The sequence below is a fragment of the Streptomyces odontomachi genome (genome assembly GCF_024435355.1).
GTDB lineage: Bacteria > Actinomycetota > Actinomycetes > Streptomycetales > Streptomycetaceae > Streptomyces > Streptomyces odontomachi.
Map to the genome: position 1 here is coordinate 303,005 of NZ_JAMJWG010000012.1, position 13,813 is coordinate 316,817.

Annotated in this window: 13 protein-coding genes; 6 read left to right on the forward strand and 7 right to left on the reverse strand. The window is 71.7% G+C overall.

All coding sequences use genetic code 11. The annotated features are described in order from the left end of the window. Nucleotides 1-36 precede the first annotated feature (36 nt). Together NQO67_RS24735 and NQO67_RS24740 are read right to left on the reverse strand one after the other, a co-directional pair. Nucleotides 37-1,470 carry a serine/threonine-protein kinase gene (locus NQO67_RS24735; RefSeq protein WP_255952411.1) on the reverse strand — a complete coding sequence of 478 codons (1,434 nt, stop codon included), beginning with the start codon at nucleotides 1,468-1,470 and terminating at the stop codon, nucleotides 37-39. Further along, nucleotides 1,457-4,090 (reverse strand): protein kinase domain-containing protein, encoded by a 2,634-nt coding sequence (locus NQO67_RS24740; RefSeq protein WP_255952412.1) that lies wholly within the window; start codon nucleotides 4,088-4,090, stop codon nucleotides 1,457-1,459. Before NQO67_RS24740 ends, NQO67_RS24735 begins: the two co-directional genes overlap by 14 nt. Before the next feature lie 216 nt (nucleotides 4,091-4,306). Between NQO67_RS24740 and NQO67_RS24745 the strand changes: the two genes are divergently transcribed. Continuing rightward, on the forward strand, nucleotides 4,307-4,693 hold the full coding sequence (locus NQO67_RS24745; RefSeq protein ID WP_255952413.1) for a RidA family protein: 387 nt from the start codon (nucleotides 4,307-4,309) through the stop codon (nucleotides 4,691-4,693). A gap of 78 nt (nucleotides 4,694-4,771) precedes the next feature. Here the strand turns inward: NQO67_RS24745 and NQO67_RS24750 are convergent, their stop codons facing one another. Then, on the reverse strand, nucleotides 4,772-5,536 hold the full coding sequence (locus NQO67_RS24750) for a class I SAM-dependent methyltransferase (protein ID WP_255952414.1): 765 nt from the start codon (nucleotides 5,534-5,536) through the stop codon (nucleotides 4,772-4,774). Between the two features lie 89 nt (nucleotides 5,537-5,625). Further along, nucleotides 5,626-6,069, reverse strand: a complete 444-nt coding sequence (locus tag NQO67_RS24755) for an ACT domain-containing protein (RefSeq protein ID WP_255952415.1) — start codon at nucleotides 6,067-6,069, stop codon at nucleotides 5,626-5,628. Nucleotides 6,070-6,306: 237 nt separating this feature from the next. On the opposite strand from NQO67_RS24755, the gene NQO67_RS24760 reads away from it, so the two are divergent. Next, nucleotides 6,307-7,482: a right-handed parallel beta-helix repeat-containing protein gene (locus NQO67_RS24760; RefSeq protein WP_305126226.1), complete on the forward strand. Its 1,176-nt coding sequence runs from the start codon at nucleotides 6,307-6,309 to the stop codon at nucleotides 7,480-7,482. 88 nt (nucleotides 7,483-7,570) lie between these two features. Here NQO67_RS24760 and NQO67_RS24765 read toward each other — a convergent pair whose 3' ends face one another. Together NQO67_RS24765 and NQO67_RS24770 are read right to left on the reverse strand one after the other, a co-directional pair. After that, a complete protein-coding gene (locus NQO67_RS24765; protein ID WP_255952417.1) occupies nucleotides 7,571-8,032 on the reverse strand; it encodes a hypothetical protein in 462 nt (153 codons plus the stop codon). A 239-nt stretch (nucleotides 8,033-8,271) separates the two neighbouring features. Further along, nucleotides 8,272-9,174, reverse strand: a complete 903-nt coding sequence (locus tag NQO67_RS24770; RefSeq protein WP_255952418.1) for an NAD(P)-dependent oxidoreductase — start codon at nucleotides 9,172-9,174, stop codon at nucleotides 8,272-8,274. A 58-nt stretch (nucleotides 9,175-9,232) separates the two neighbouring features. Here NQO67_RS24770 and NQO67_RS24775 point away from each other — a divergent pair, with 58 nt between their 5' ends. The 3 genes from NQO67_RS24775 to NQO67_RS24785 all read left to right on the forward strand — a co-directional run bounded on the left by NQO67_RS24775 (nucleotide 9,233) and on the right by NQO67_RS24785 (nucleotide 10,722). Continuing rightward, entirely contained in the window at nucleotides 9,233-9,601 is a 369-nt protein-coding gene (locus NQO67_RS24775) for a MerR family transcriptional regulator (RefSeq protein ID WP_255952419.1), read from the forward strand. A 357-nt stretch (nucleotides 9,602-9,958) separates the two neighbouring features. Then, nucleotides 9,959-10,177, forward strand: a complete 219-nt coding sequence (locus NQO67_RS24780) for a hypothetical protein (protein ID WP_255952420.1) — start codon at nucleotides 9,959-9,961, stop codon at nucleotides 10,175-10,177. Beyond that, complete coding sequence (locus tag NQO67_RS24785; protein WP_255952421.1) at nucleotides 10,174-10,722, forward strand: GNAT family N-acetyltransferase; 549 nt, start codon at nucleotides 10,174-10,176, stop codon at nucleotides 10,720-10,722. The genes NQO67_RS24780 and NQO67_RS24785 overlap by 4 nt, the downstream gene beginning before the upstream one ends. Nucleotides 10,723-11,020: 298 nt before the next feature. Here the strand turns inward: NQO67_RS24785 and NQO67_RS24790 are convergent, their stop codons facing one another. Continuing rightward, the gene (locus tag NQO67_RS24790) at nucleotides 11,021-12,769 is read right to left on the reverse strand and encodes a DUF6055 domain-containing protein (RefSeq protein ID WP_255952422.1); all 1,749 of its coding nucleotides are present in this window, start codon (nucleotides 12,767-12,769) and stop codon (nucleotides 11,021-11,023) included. Between the two features lie 385 nt (nucleotides 12,770-13,154). Here NQO67_RS24790 and NQO67_RS24795 point away from each other — a divergent pair, with 385 nt between their 5' ends. After that, nucleotides 13,155-13,583: a PPOX class F420-dependent oxidoreductase gene (locus NQO67_RS24795; RefSeq protein WP_255952423.1), complete on the forward strand. Its 429-nt coding sequence runs from the start codon at nucleotides 13,155-13,157 to the stop codon at nucleotides 13,581-13,583. Nucleotides 13,584-13,813: the final 230 nt, after the last annotated feature.

Sequence of the window (13,813 nt, forward strand, 5' to 3'; positions counted from 1 at the left end):
TCCGCGAGCCCTGTCCGCGCGAGGCTGCTTTCCAAGCTAGCCCGCAAAGCCCGGGAGGGGTCCCGGGATGGACAAGGCACCTCCGGCGTCCACGTCGCTGGGGTAGTACCGGAACTGCGCCGGCACCTGCGGAGCCGTACCGTGCACCAGCTGGCGCCCGTCCGCGGTCACCCGGTAGGTGACCTCGCCGCGCGGGAAGTTGAAGAGCAGCCGCACGTCGACACTGCTGCCCGGCACCCGCGGCACCTCGACGGTCTTGCGCCAGGGCAGTTGCGCACGCTTCAACCTGACCATCCGCTCGTTCACCCAGTACGCCACGTCGCTGAGCGGTGAGCCGTCGCCCTTCACCTCGAACGTGACCACGATGGGCGGCCCTGAGGGGCTCGGGGAGGCCGGCGGGGTGGACGCTGCGGTGGAGGCGGCGGGCGTGGCGCCCTGGGACGTCGCCGAGGGGCTCGGACCAGGCCGCGGAGGCGGGTCGTCGTCCGAGCCGGTGGCGAGGAAGGCGGCCAGGGTGCCGGTCCCGGCCACGGCGGCGGCCGCCGCACCCGCCAGCAACAGCCGCCGTCGGGGTGGCGCGGCCAGCGGCTCCGGCGGGTTGTCGGCGGCCCCGGCCTGAGCCCCGATCGCCGCCGTCACCTGCGGGGGCAGCCAGCCGGCCGTGGACCGGCCGACGTCGTCAGCGGCCGCTGCCAGCCGGCCCGTCAGCTCCACGGCCGTCGGCCTGCTCCGGGGATCGGGCCGCCGGCAGTCCGCGACCAGCGAACGCAGCATGTCGACATCGCTTCGGTGGTCGGGGCCGTCCTCGCCCGGCCGGGCCCGATCGCGCCGGGCGCCGGCGGTGCCGGCCGGGTCGAGCGCGTGCTCCAGCGTGGCGCCCAGGGAGTAGACGTCGCTCGGCGGTCCGGCGTCACCGGCGACCTGTTCCGGCGACATGTAGCCCCAGGAACCCGCGGGTTCCGCGTCGGAGCCGGGCTCCGCGGGGCGCACCGCGGTGGCGATGCCGAAGTCGATCAGGCGTGGCCCGTCGGCGGCCAGCAGCACGTTCGCCGGGGTGACGTCCAGGTGCGCGATGCCACGGCGGTGCAACGCTGCCAGGGCCTCCGCGAGACCGGCGGCGAGCCGCCGCACCGAGGCCGCGGGCAGCGGCCCGAACCTGTCGACGGCCTCGTCCAGCGACACCGCCGGCACGAACGCGGTCGCCATCCAGGGCGGCGACATCTCCGGGTCGGCGTCGAGCACGGGCGGGCTGTGCACGCCGCCGGCCGCCCGGGCCGCCGCCACCTCGCCCCGGAACCCGTCCCGCACCCCCGGCCGATCGGCGAACGCGGCGTGCAGCACCTTGACCGCCACCGCCCGGCCGCCCCGCGACCGCCCCAGGTACACGGTGGCCATGCCGCCCGTGCCGATGCGCGCCAGGATCCGGTACGGGCCCACCGCCCGCGGATCGCCCCGGTCAAGCGGCTGCACGCGTGCCTCCGTCGCTCTGCTCGCTCCGGCCGGGCGGTTCGACGGCTTCGACGTATCCGCCGTACGCGGCGAAGCACACCCGCCCGGCGAGGGACAGCGCGCCGCAGGTGTCGGCGAGCCCGGAAGCGTCGCCGATCGGGCTGCCCGCCCGGTACGTCCACCGCACCCGGCCGTCGGTGGTGTCGAGCGCGTACACCGTCGGATCCATGCCGGTGACCCACAGCGTCCCCTCGGACAGGCCCAGGGTGGACCGGCCCGCCTGCCCCGTCCACGCCGCCTTGCCGGTGTCCGCCCGCAGCGCACGGCACTGCCCCTGCGCGTCGTCGACGAAGAGCAGGCCGGAGCCCGCACGCCGCACCGAGCTGCGATGGTCGAGGGCGGCGTGCCAGGCGGACGCGCCGTCGTCGGCGTGCACCACGAACAACCCCCCGTATGTGTCGCGGTAGCTGACCAGGCCGTCGGCGATCAGGGGGGACTGGGCGGGATCCTTGGTGCGGGTCTTCCACCGGACGTGCCCGGTGCCCGCGTCGAGACCGGTCAACGTGGACTCGTCCGCGGCCACCACGAGCCCGCCGGCCGCGGTCAGCGTCATGGCGTCGGTGTCGAACGTCCACCGGGTCCGCCCGTCGGCGGCGTCCAGTGCCCGCAGCCCGCCGCCGGCGATCACGCAGACCACCGATCCGGTGGCGGCCAGCTCCCACACGAAGTCGTCCCACGGCGGACGGTACGTCCAACGGGTGTGGCCCGACCCCGGGTCGAGGGCACGCAGCACGGAGACGTCGTCCTTGCGCGGATCGACCACGTACACCGCGTCCGAGCCGACCGTGACGTTCCCCGCCGGCCCTTCCTCGGAAGACCGCGACCACCGCCTCGTGCCCGTCCGCGGATCGACGGCGTGCACCTTGTCCTCGCTCCCGCCCGCGACCACCAGCATGCCGCCGGTGCCGTACAACTCCGGGTAGCCGGCGCTGCTCTTGCCCGTCTCGACGACCCGGGAACGCCACTGCCGGACCGCCTCGGGCGGCTCGGCCGGCACCGACGGCGAAGGCGACGCCGACCCCGACCCCGACCCCGTCCCCGGCGACTGCGCGGCCGTCCCGTCGCCGTGCCCCGACCGCTCCCGCAGCACGGCCACCGTGACTCCCGCCACCACCATCGGCACGGCGGCCGCGGCCAGCAACAACGTACGGCGTGGCAGGCCACGCACGGTCCTCCGGACACGCGATCCGCCCACCCCGTCGTCACCACCCGCGGACCGGTCCCGGTCCGGGCCGGGATCGCCACCACGTCGCGGGGTGGGCGCGGCGTGGGGCACTGCCGAGGTGGCGGTGGTCATGTCGGTGGGGGCGGCTTGGGGGTCGTCGGTGGGGGCGGCGTGCGGGTCGGCAGGGGGAACGGCGTGCGGACGGGCGGCGGGAGCGGTGGGGGCGTCGGCGTGCGGGGCGTCGGTCGAGGCGGCGTGGCGGTGGCCGGCCGCCGGGCGGGCGGGAGCCAGGGCCGCCGGCAACCAGCGGTCGAGCGTGGCGCGCGCCGCCAGGGCCGCGCGTTCCACCCGTGCCCTGGGGGACAGCACGTCGGCGGGCGGCGGGGGCGGCGCGTGGATGCCCGCCGGAGGGCGCGGTGGCGCGGGGTGCGCCGGCTGTGCGCGGGCCACCGCCGGGAGCGCGGGCTCGTCGGCCACCGAAGCCGTCGTGCTCCCCGGGGGCCCGGCTGCCACCGCCCGCCCGGGGGCCGACGGTGCCGTGGGGGCGAGCCGGCGGTCGATCTCCTCCGCCACGGGTGCGGGGAGCCAGCGGGTGCCCTGGACCGAGGTGGTGGGGTCGCCCAGCCGGTCGAGCAGCGCGACGGCGGAGGGGCGGTGTTCCGGCGCGCGGCTCAGGCAGTCCGCCACGAGGGCGCGCAGCCGGCGGTCGGTGATGCCGCGCAGGTCGGCGCGTGCCTCACGCACCCGGGCCAGCGTGGCCGCCCGGTTCGCGGCCTTGAACGGCTCCCGTCCCGTCGCGGCGAACACCAGCACCGCACCCAGCGCGAACACGTCGCCGGCCGGTCCTGCGGTGGCGCCCGACGCCTGCTCGGGCGACATGAACCCGGGCGTGCCGAGCCGGGCGCCGGGCAGCGTGATCACGGTGGCCTCGTCCGGCCGGACGATCCCGAAGTCGATCACCCGGGGACCGCCCACGGTCAGCATGATGTTCTCGGGCTTCAGGTCCCGGTGCGCGAGGCCGGCGCGGTGGATGTCGGCGAGCGCCTCGGCCAGGGCCGCCGCGAGCAGGCGCACGGTGCCGGCCGGAAAGGCACCGAAGGCCCCGATCGCCTCCCGCAGGGACAGCCCCGGCAGGTACTCGGCCGCCAGCCACGGCAGGTCGTCGTCCTCGGGGTCCGCGTCCAGCAGCGCCGCGGTGAACGCGCCGGTCACCGTGCGGGCGGCGGCCACCTCCCGCCGGAAGCGGGCGCGGTAACGTGCGTCGCGCGCGAGGCCCGCGAGCACGGTCTTGACGGCGACGATCCTGCCGCCCGGCGACTGCCCGAGATAGACGACGCCCATGCCGCCCTCACCGAGCCGGGCCAGCAGCCGGTAGCCGCCCACCCGTTTCGGGTCGCCGGGCTCCAACGGCCGCACGATCCTCCCCCTTCGCCGGCCCGATCACGACGCGCGGCCCGCACGACGGACCGACCGTCTCGCCGCGCGTCTCGCCGCGCTGGGCGCAACGTCAGCCCGACTCTAGCGGCACCGGTGCGACGCCATGTGGGGATGCGCCGGCGCCGCCCCGCTCGGCCGGACCGGGCGACACATCCTGGATGGACGTATCCGTACTGCTCACCTAGCGTTCGGCGCATGACAGAACGACGCGCGATCCTCAGCGGCTCGACCTTCGAGGAGCAGATCGGCTACGCCCGTGCCGTGGTGGACGGCGACTGGGTGCACGTGTCGGGGACGACCGGGTTCGACTACGCCACGATGACGATCTCCGACGACGTGGTCGAGCAGGCCGAGCAGTGCCTGCGCAACATCGGGGCGGCGCTGGCCGAGGCGGGCTGCGGCTTCGCGGACGTGGTGCGGGTGCGTTACCTGCTGCCCGAACGCACGGACTTCGAGCCCTGCTGGCCGGTGCTGCGCCGCTGCTTCGGCGACGTCCGGCCGGCCGCCACGATGCTCGTGTGCGGTCTCGCGGACCCGCGGATGAAGATCGAGATAGAGGTGTACGCACGCCGGACCGCGTGACGGCCCGCCACGACCAGGCAGTTGCTCGACACCCAGGTGCGGGCGTGGTGGACGCTCAGGAGCGGGCGTGGTCGACGCTCAGGTGCGCGCGACGAGCACCGGCTGGAAGAAGCCCGTCTCGTCCGGCGTGTGCCACCGGGGCGCCACGAACCCGGCGTCGGCGGCGAAGCCGGCCAGCAGGTCCTGGCGCAGTGCCCAGTACGTCGCCGTACGGACCCGGACCCGCCAGTCGCCGCCGTCCGCCGGAACGAGCTGGAAGTGCTCCAGGTCGTAGCGCTCGCCGTCGTCGTGCCAGTGCCAGAGCTGGAACGTGAGGGTGCGGCTGCCGCCGTCGGCGAGCCGGTGGACCTGCGGGGGCGTGGCGGTGGGCCTCTCGCGCAGGAGGGTGTCGTAGGGGCGGGTGCTCAGCAGCAGTCGCCCCTCGGGACGCAGCACGCGGCGCATCGCGGCCAGGGCGACGCGCACGTCGTGCTCGGTCAGCAGGTGGGGGATGGCGTTGTCGGCGCAGACGACGGTGTCGAACCGCCCGGAAGGGAACGGGAGTCGGCGCATGTCGGCGGCGGCCGTGGACACCGTGACGCCGCGGCGGTGGGCTTCCTGCGCGGCACGCGCGGCGGCCCGGACGCTGAGGTCGGTACCGATGACCCGGTGCCCGCACAGCGCCAGCCCTATCGCCTGCGTGCCGATGCCGCAGGAGCAGTCGAGCACCTCTGCGCCGTCCCGCCCGATCAGGGCGTGCAGGGCGACACCCTGGCGCCGGAGACTGGTGTCCCAGTCCGGGTAGATCAGGTGGTAGTCGTCGGCCAGCGCGTCGTAGAAACGTGCCACCGCTTCCTCGGCCATCGTTCGAGGTTAGCGAGCGGGGCCGGGCGGTGCAGCACCGCGCGCCGCCGGGCGACGGCTTCAGGCCGCGCTGCCTTCACACGCCGCCGTCAGGCGGACCGCCGTGCGAGGGCGTCCAGCACGGCGACGGCCTGCGCGGCGTGCTCGTAGGGCACGAACAGCTGGTCGTGGTGGAATCCGGCGACGACGTTGCAGCTCAGGCCGGCATCGGCGAGTTCCTTCGCGACGGCCGCGGTGAGCCCGACCGCCTCCAGCGCGGAGTGGACGCGCAGCGTGATCCAGCCGGCCACGTAGTCGTACTCCAGGCCCGCCGCGTCCGCCTGCTCCTGCCGCACGACCAGCGTCAGGCCCTCCTGCTCGGCGACCGTGACGACCGGGGTGACGCCGGCGGGCACGCCGCCCGGTGCGGCGCCGCCCGGGACGGTGGCGCCCGGGACGGTGGCGCCCGGGACGATCGTGAACACGTAGCGCCCCGGATTCAGCTCGGGACGCATCCCGCTCAGCAACTGCGGAAGATCACGTTCACCAGGCATGGCCAAGACACTAGGTCACCGACCAGCCCTGACCGCCACTGACCGCCGCCCACCGACACTGACCCCGATCGGCCGGCCAACCGCCCCTCCGTAGAAAGCGCTTGCCACATCCGCTATCCTCCCGGCGCCCCGCGCACCGCAGGGCCGTCGAACGGCGCAGGAGTGGTGTCGAACGGCGTGGAAGCGGAGTCGGGCCGCAGGGACGTGGAAGGACACAGCGTGAGGATCAAGCGGTTCATGGCGGTCGCGGCCGGGCTGGCCGCCGTCGTCGGCACGGGTGCCACGCAAGCGCATGCCACGGCGGCGGCGACGGTGATCGTGGTGGCCACGGACGGGGACGACGCCGCCGCCGGCACCGTGAGCGATCCGCTGGCGACCATTCAGGCGGCCGTCGACCGAGCGGGCCCCGGCGACACCATCGAGGTACGCGGCGGAACCTACGCGCTCACCGAGAACATCACCATCACCACGTCGGGACAGGCGGGCCAGCCGATCACCCTGACCGGCTACCAGGGGGAGCACGTCGTCATCGACGGCGAGCAGCTGCCGGCCAGCCACACCCCGGTGGGCGGCAGCATCCCGAGCGGCCAGCGCGGCACCATCCACCAGGAGGCCTCGTACTGGCACATCCAGGACCTGGAGCTCATCCGCGGCCCCTACGGCATCTACTGCGACGGCTGCAACGACAACGAGTTCACCGGGCTGACCACGCGGGACAACTACGAGACGGGTTTCCAGTTGCAGGGCGAGTCCAGCCGCAACGTGATCACCGCGCTGGACTCCTACGGCAACCACGACCCGCGCAAGAACGGTGAGAGCGCCGACGGCCTCGGCATCAAGGAGGGCGGCGGCGAGGGGAACCGGGTCATCGGGGCCCGGCTGTGGAACAACGCCGACGACGGCTTCGACGCCTGGGAGTTCACCTCGCCCATAGCGCTCGAGGACACCATCGCCTACGGCAACGGCTTCAACCGCTGGGACTTCCCCGACTACACGGGCGACGGCAACGGCTTCAAGATGGGCGGCGGCGACGTGGACCCGGCCGCCGACCACACGCTGACCAACTCGATCGCCTTCGGCAACTCGGCCGACGGGGTGACCGACAACGGCAACCCCGGGTCGCTCACCGTCTCCCACACCACCACCTGGGACAACGACGGCACCGGCTTCGACCTGGGCGACTCGACGTCCACCCTGGCGGCGAACCTGTCCGTGGCCGACGGCACGGCCGTCAACCCCGGCGGCGGCCGGTCGTCCGGCAACTCCTGGGACATCGGCGGCACCTGGGACGCCGGCTCGGTCCGCAGCACCGATCCGTCGACGGTGACCGGGCCACGCGCCACCGACGGCTCGATCCCGGACTCGGACTTCCTGGTCCCGGCCGACGGGACGGACATCGGCGCGCGGTTGTGACGCAACGGGGCCCGGCCTGCGCACCGTCACATCCGATGGTGCACAGGCCGGACCCCGCCCCTCCCCGCCCGATGGCCGACGGCCGACGTCAGCCCATCGGCCCGGGTTCCTCACCCCAGTCAGCGGGCCCGCTGTCGGCCACGGCTCCTCGGTAGAACCACTCGCGCCCCGTCTGGCCCATCATCACGCTCGCGATACCGAAGGCGAGCAGCAATCCGAGCACGGCGGTGGGCACGCCCGAGGAGACGAGATTGATCAACGAGATCACCACGGCCAGGCCCTCGACCCAGAGGATCGTGACCCGCACCCAGGCGAAGCGCTTCCCCGCGAAGACCCCCGACAGGAGCAGTGCGGCCGCCACCGCGTAGGACACGTAGATGGCGAAGTGCACCAGGCCGAGGTTCTGGACCTCCTGACCGTGCGCCTGCCGGTCGTCCACCTCACTCTGGACGAGGGACGCAGCGAAGAGATTGACGACGGCCTGGAACCACACACCCGTCAACGCGAACTTGACATTCCGCGGCATCCGTTCCGGCACACCGGTAGCCATGGCCCCCTCCTTTCCTGCACCAAGCCGTCGATCCTGATGGACCGACTGCTCCCTCACCGTGCCGGAAAGGTCCCGGGACCCCTCCCCCGGTCCACTCGAGGCCGCCGTAGGCGCGCTACGCGGGGAGGAGGACGAGCAGGAGGGTCAACCGTGGCACCGGTGAAGGCCGCTCAGGCCGCCCGGGTCCGGGGGAACACCCGGGTCCGGGGGAGCCCAAGTGCACATCGGACGTCTCGTTTTCAGGGCCGGCTAGCCTTGCGGAGGACGGTGGTCAGACGCGCCAGCCCCTCGGGCCCATGGCCGTCCGCGACAGCATGGTCAATGGTCCTCTTCGCCGCGGTGAGCATCCCCGCATCGATTCCATGGCTGGTGGCGGTGTTGATGACGTGCGTGATCCCGGATGCCGCCGAAGCGATCGTGGACCGCTCTCCGGGGTAGTGGTCGGCCCTGATCTGCTGGGCGAAACGTGTGATCATCTCCGGGAGGAGTCCGCCGATACCGGTGGCGAAGGCCGCGAACCTTGCTGGCTCGATGCCCTCGGCCGACGCGAGGGCGAAAGCGTGCACGATGCCGTTCACCGAGGTGGCGAAGATGTCCAGGAGCGCGACCTCGTAGGCGGACGCCCGGCCGGGATCGTCGCCGAGATGCACCGCGGTGCCGCCCAAGGCGGCCATCGTCTCCTGAACGGCCTCATGGACGTGGCGGGCACCACTGAGGAGGATGGCGGCCGATGAAGTGCCGATCGCCTCAGTCGGCGTCAGGACGGCACCGTCCAGATAGTCGATCCCCCGCGAAGAGGCCCACCGCGACATCTGACGGGCCTGGGCCGGCTCTCCGCTGGTGAGGTTGACCAGCCGTCGGTTCTCCCAGCCCGCCGGGGCTTGTTCGAGCACGGCCTGCACCGCGTCGTAGTCGATCAGACAAGCAACGGTCACCTCACCGGCCCGCACCGCGTCCTGGACCGAGTCAACGGCCACCGCACCCCGGTCGAGAAGGTCTCCGGCCTTTCCGGGCGTACGGTTCCACACGGTCACCGGATGGCGGGCATCGAGGAAGGCGGCGGCCAGAGCGCGGCCCATCGGGCCGAGGCCGAGGACGGTCACAGGCGTGAGTCGGGTGTTCCCATCAGAGGTTGTGATCATGCGCCGACGCTAAACCTTCACATTGACGTGAAGGTCAAGCGCTGCTGCACTCTTCCCCATGAGGATCGGTGAACTGTCACGACGCACTGATGTGAGCCAGCGCTCTCTCCGCTACTACGAAGAACAAGGACTGCTCACCCCGACACGCCTGCCGAACGGATACCGCGACTACGACGAACGCGCCGTCACCACCGTGCGGCGCATCCAGATCCTGCTCTCCGCAGGACTCGGCACATCCGCCGTCGCAGAAATCCTTCCTTGCGCCGTCGACGAAACCGTCGTCCTGTCCGGGAGGTGCCCGGAACTCATCGACGGCCTGGCGCGAGAGCGCCGCCGGGTCAACGCGGCGATCGACGACCTGATCGCCGCCCGAGACATCCTCGACTCCCTCATCGGACGCCCGCTACACGCCATCCCGTCGCACTGAGGACGATGGGCCCGAGCGCCCAGCCGTCATCAACGTCAGTTCAGACCCCCAGAGAAGTCCGCACGGCTGACGACGGCCGAGTAGTTCACGTACCGCGCCATCGAAAACCGCCCGCCCCGACGGGACCGTCAACACGTGGGGGCGGGCGGCGGTCTACGGCATGCGCATGTTCCGCGCGCGATCAGTTTCCGCTACACATCCCCCCTGCTGTTCAACTCCGGGCGTTAGTGCGGCGACGAGTACGCCCGGGGACTGCACTACGCGGAGATCGGTCACCACCAGGCGGCGGTTCCGTATCTGCGCGCCGCCCTGGCCCACCAGAACCGGGTCTACGGCCGCAACCATGCCCTGTACCGGATGACACTGGCCCGCAGCCTTGTCCTGGCCGGAGAGGTCGATGAGGGAGCAGCGGAGGCCGTTGGCAATCTGACCGTGCTGGAGGAAGTGGAGTCCGGACGTGTCACCAACCGGCTCACCGAGGTGCGTGACCTGCTGGCCGGTGTTGATGCCGCGAGCGCACGCGAGGCCTCGGAACGGCTGACCGATTACGTCCTGAGACATAGGGAGGAAGCATGACGGTGACCTTCGAACGCTTCGAGGGAACGGACGTGGTCACGCGGAAACTCGACGCCTTCCTACCTGCATATGAAGAGGTGTACGTGGAGCCGCCCTACCGTGAAGGCCCCCGGGATATCGCTGACTTCATCGAGCGCTACCGTGTCCAAGCCGAACGGAAGGGATTCCGGCTGGTCCTGGCATCGGAAGGAAGCGAGGTTCTAGGATTCACTTTCGGCTTCTGGCTGCCGCCCGACACCGGGTGGTGGAAAAACACCCTCAAGCCGCTTCCAGACGAGTTCGCCCACGAAACAGGAACACGCACCTTTGCCGTGATCGAGCTAGCCGTGCGTAAATTTTGGCGCAGGCGGGGAATCGCCGCTGAATTGCACAGCCGCCTCATTCAAGGGCTCAAAGCAGAGCGGATCACCCTCACGCAGCGCCCGGAGCCCGAGACTGCCCCCGCACAGTCGGCTTACGTTTCCTGGGGGTATCAGAAAATCGGCCAGTCAAGACCGTGGGATGAGGCACCACTGTACGACGTTATGGTGCTGCAACTGCACTGACGGCAGGCTCACGTGCACTTCACCATCGATCGCGAACGGACCGACGGTTCACTCAAAACGAGAAGGAGATTCCCAGTGACGACGCCGACTCCAATGCCATGGGGGTTAACACGGATGAGGCCGTTCCCCGAATCGTCCGTGGTCACGGCGGAACCGCCCGCCGCCGCAGCAGACCCGGCCGGGAACGGGCACCGCCACCATGAACGGCGAGAGACAGACTGGCCATCCCTCGCCGCTCTCCCACGCCTCCACGTCTCTGGATGGGCGAGCCCACCCAGAGACGCAAGGGCCACCACACTCAGCCGATCGCCAACTCGTCGTCCGTGAACGTCCCGTGCGACGGGTTGATGTCCGGCTCGCCGCCGCCGCCGTCGCAGCCGCGGTCCGGGGCGAACAGCAGGTACGTGCCCGAGGAGCACGAGATGGCCAGCTCGGCGTCGCCACCGACCACGACGTTGCCGGAGAGGTTGGCACCCCCCTGGACGATGGCGCTGTCCTTCACCACGACGTTGTCGCGGATGGTGGCGCCGGAGTTGACCCAGGACAGCCCCTCGATGCGGGCGTTGCCCGACACGGTGGAGTTGCCGTAGACCGCGGCGCGCGGGCCGACGTAGACGCTGGCGGCGACGTTGGCGCGGTTGTCGACCCAACCGCCCCCGTTGGAGTGCCAGTGCCCACCGCCGGTCGCGGTCGGCTTCTGGTAGCCGGGCTCGTAGCCGGACGGGGTGGCACCGCTGACCCGGAACTCGTACGGGTAGCGGTAGTTCTTGGTGTACCCGTCGAGGAAGGCGTAGTGGTGCACGCTGGCCGGGGTACCGGTGACGACAAGGTAGACCTCCTTCTCGCCGGACTGGGTCTGGAAGCTGACCTGGCCGTCGGCGCTGCTGGACACGGCGCCGTAGCGGGGCGTGCCGCTGCCGTTGACCGCGACGAACCCGTAGGACCAGCCGGAGCCTGCGGCGCTGTTGACATGCCCCTTGAAGTGCAGCTTGATCAGTGCGCCGTCGCTGGCCGGCACCAGCTTGATCTTGTTGTAGCCGTAGTCGGACGGGGCCATCGCCTCGGGGATGGCGTAGTGGCCGGTGGACTGGTTGACCGCGTCCACGGGCACGCCGTTGTAGGCGTTGATGAACCCGGCGCCGTACACGTTGTTGATGAACGGCATCAGGTGGCTGCGGTTGGAGTAGTCGTAGGTGACCTGGTGCTGGGCGTACTCCGCGATCCGGGTGTTCAGCTGGGCCTGGCTCAGGCCCGCGATGCGCCGGTACACCTCCAGCGGGTGCTCGCTGCTGGTGGCCTGGTTCCAGATGTCGGTGAAGGTCTTCATTCCGCCGTACTTGTCGACCAGGTACTGCACCAGCATCCAGTTGCCGTAGTGGTGGCGACTGGAGGAGTACGCGAGGTTCTCGGTGCGCAGGAAGCGCGTCAGGTCGCCCGCGCCGCCGTCCGGGTACACCTGCATCGCCATGTACTCGGCACTGGTCTCCCAGAACGTCCCGGCGGAGGCGTCGGTCATCCCGGCGTTGCCGCCCTTGCCCAGGAACGTGTAGTTCTGGAACACATGGCCGAGTTCATGGGCAAGGCCCCAGGATCCGGGCAGTGCCGCGCCGGGGGCGACGTTGATGACCCCGACCTTGCCGTCGGCCGAACCGCCCGAGGCCCAGGCGTTGAGGTCGCTGTTGTTCCAGGTCTGGGTGACGATCACGTCGATCTTGTACTGGGTGAGCAGCCCGGTCTCCGGCGTGAACTTCATCGTGTTCACGTAGAAGCCGTACAGCGACTCCAGCTGGCTCAGGATGTCGTCCGGATCGAACTGGTACGGCGACGGCGCGCTCTTCGGGTCGGTGCCCGACTTCTCGCCCCACAGCAGGATGAAGTCGGCCGACTCCCTGGTCCGGTTCTGCGCCCACGGCACCTCGCCGGTGGCGGCCCAGCTCGACGGGATGTAGACGGACTTGGCGTCGGCAGCCGAGGGGGTGTCCGGCACCGCCGCGTGGGCCAGGGAAGCGGGGGCCATGCCGAGCACGGCGGCCAGGAACAGGGTCATGGCCGCGAGTACAACATGTCGCGGACATGCCAATAATTGATGATGCACTCTCACTCGCGATCCTCCGTTTCGACGAGCGGGACGAGCAGGAATGGCCAGGATGAGCAGGGGTGAGCGGGGGCGTGCGGGCATGAGCGGGGATGAACAGGATGAGCAGGGCGAGCGGGGCACTCGAATGTTCGATACTCCGAACGTCATTCGAAAGACCGACCGCGCAACCCAGCATGCTCCCATGGGACCGCTCCCATGACTAGGCCTTGGAGCCATCCGCGCCGACCCGGACCGGATGGGCTTCGACGGCGACGGGTCCCGGTCGTAACGTGGGCGCCGTACCGGCCGGTCGCGTGCCGTGTCCGGCGCCATCCCGCGTCCCGAGGAGTTCCGCGTGTCCAAGCCGCCGCTGTCACCCGAGGCCATCGAGCTGCTGCGCCGGCCCAACCCGTCGGTGATCGCCACCCTGCGCCCGGACGGGTCGCCCTCCACCACGCCCACCTGGTACCTGTGGGACGACGGCCGGGTCCTGGTGAACATGGACGAGGGCCGCCGCCGTCTGGAGTACGTGCGCAACGACCCCCGGGTGAGCCTCACCGTCATCGCCATCGACAACTGGATCACGCACGTCAGCCTGATCGGCCGGGTCACCGAGCTGTACGAGGACCAGGGGTTGACCGACATCGACCGGCTCTGCCGGCACTACACCGGCAACCCCTACCCGCAGCGGGACCGCGCCCGCTTCAGCGCCTGGATCGAGATCGACCGCTGGCACGGCTGGGGCGCCGCGAAGGACGCGGCCAACACCCAGGTCGGCGGCTGAGGGACGGACGCTTCCGCAGGCGGCGCGTCCGAAGGCGGCGCGTCCGAAGGGCGGCCACGCCGCGCCGCGCACCGCACGGCCCCGCCCCCCCCCCCCCCCCCCCCCCCCCCCCCCCCCCCCCCCCCCCCCCCCCCCCCCCCCCCCCCCCGGAAGCCGCCCCCCCCCCCCCCCCCCGCCCCCCCCCCGCCCCCCCCCGCCCCCGCCCCCCCCCCCGCCTCACTCCACCACCC

Excerpts from the sequence above, each read along its gene's own strand:
- NQO67_RS24775 (WP_255952419.1), top strand. The coding sequence starts at position 9,233 with ATGAGGATCGGTGAACTGTCACGACGCACTGATGTGAGCCAGCGCTCT.
- NQO67_RS24780 (WP_255952420.1), top strand. The coding sequence starts at position 9,959 with ATGACACTGGCCCGCAGCCTTGTCCTGGCCGGAGAGGTCGATGAGGGA.
- NQO67_RS24745 (WP_255952413.1), top strand. The coding sequence starts at position 4,307 with ATGACAGAACGACGCGCGATCCTCAGCGGCTCGACCTTCGAGGAGCAG.
- NQO67_RS24765 (WP_255952417.1), bottom strand. The coding sequence starts at position 8,032 with ATGGCTACCGGTGTGCCGGAACGGATGCCGCGGAATGTCAAGTTCGCG.
- NQO67_RS24755 (WP_255952415.1), bottom strand. The coding sequence starts at position 6,069 with ATGCCTGGTGAACGTGATCTTCCGCAGTTGCTGAGCGGGATGCGTCCC.
- NQO67_RS24760 (WP_305126226.1), top strand. The coding sequence starts at position 6,307 with ATGGCGGTCGCGGCCGGGCTGGCCGCCGTCGTCGGCACGGGTGCCACG.
- NQO67_RS24750 (WP_255952414.1), bottom strand. The coding sequence starts at position 5,536 with ATGGCCGAGGAAGCGGTGGCACGTTTCTACGACGCGCTGGCCGACGAC.
- NQO67_RS24790 (WP_255952422.1), bottom strand. The coding sequence starts at position 12,769 with ATGACCCTGTTCCTGGCCGCCGTGCTCGGCATGGCCCCCGCTTCCCTG.
- NQO67_RS24770 (WP_255952418.1), bottom strand. The coding sequence starts at position 9,174 with ATGATCACAACCTCTGATGGGAACACCCGACTCACGCCTGTGACCGTC.
- NQO67_RS24785 (WP_255952421.1), top strand. The coding sequence starts at position 10,174 with ATGACGGTGACCTTCGAACGCTTCGAGGGAACGGACGTGGTCACGCGG.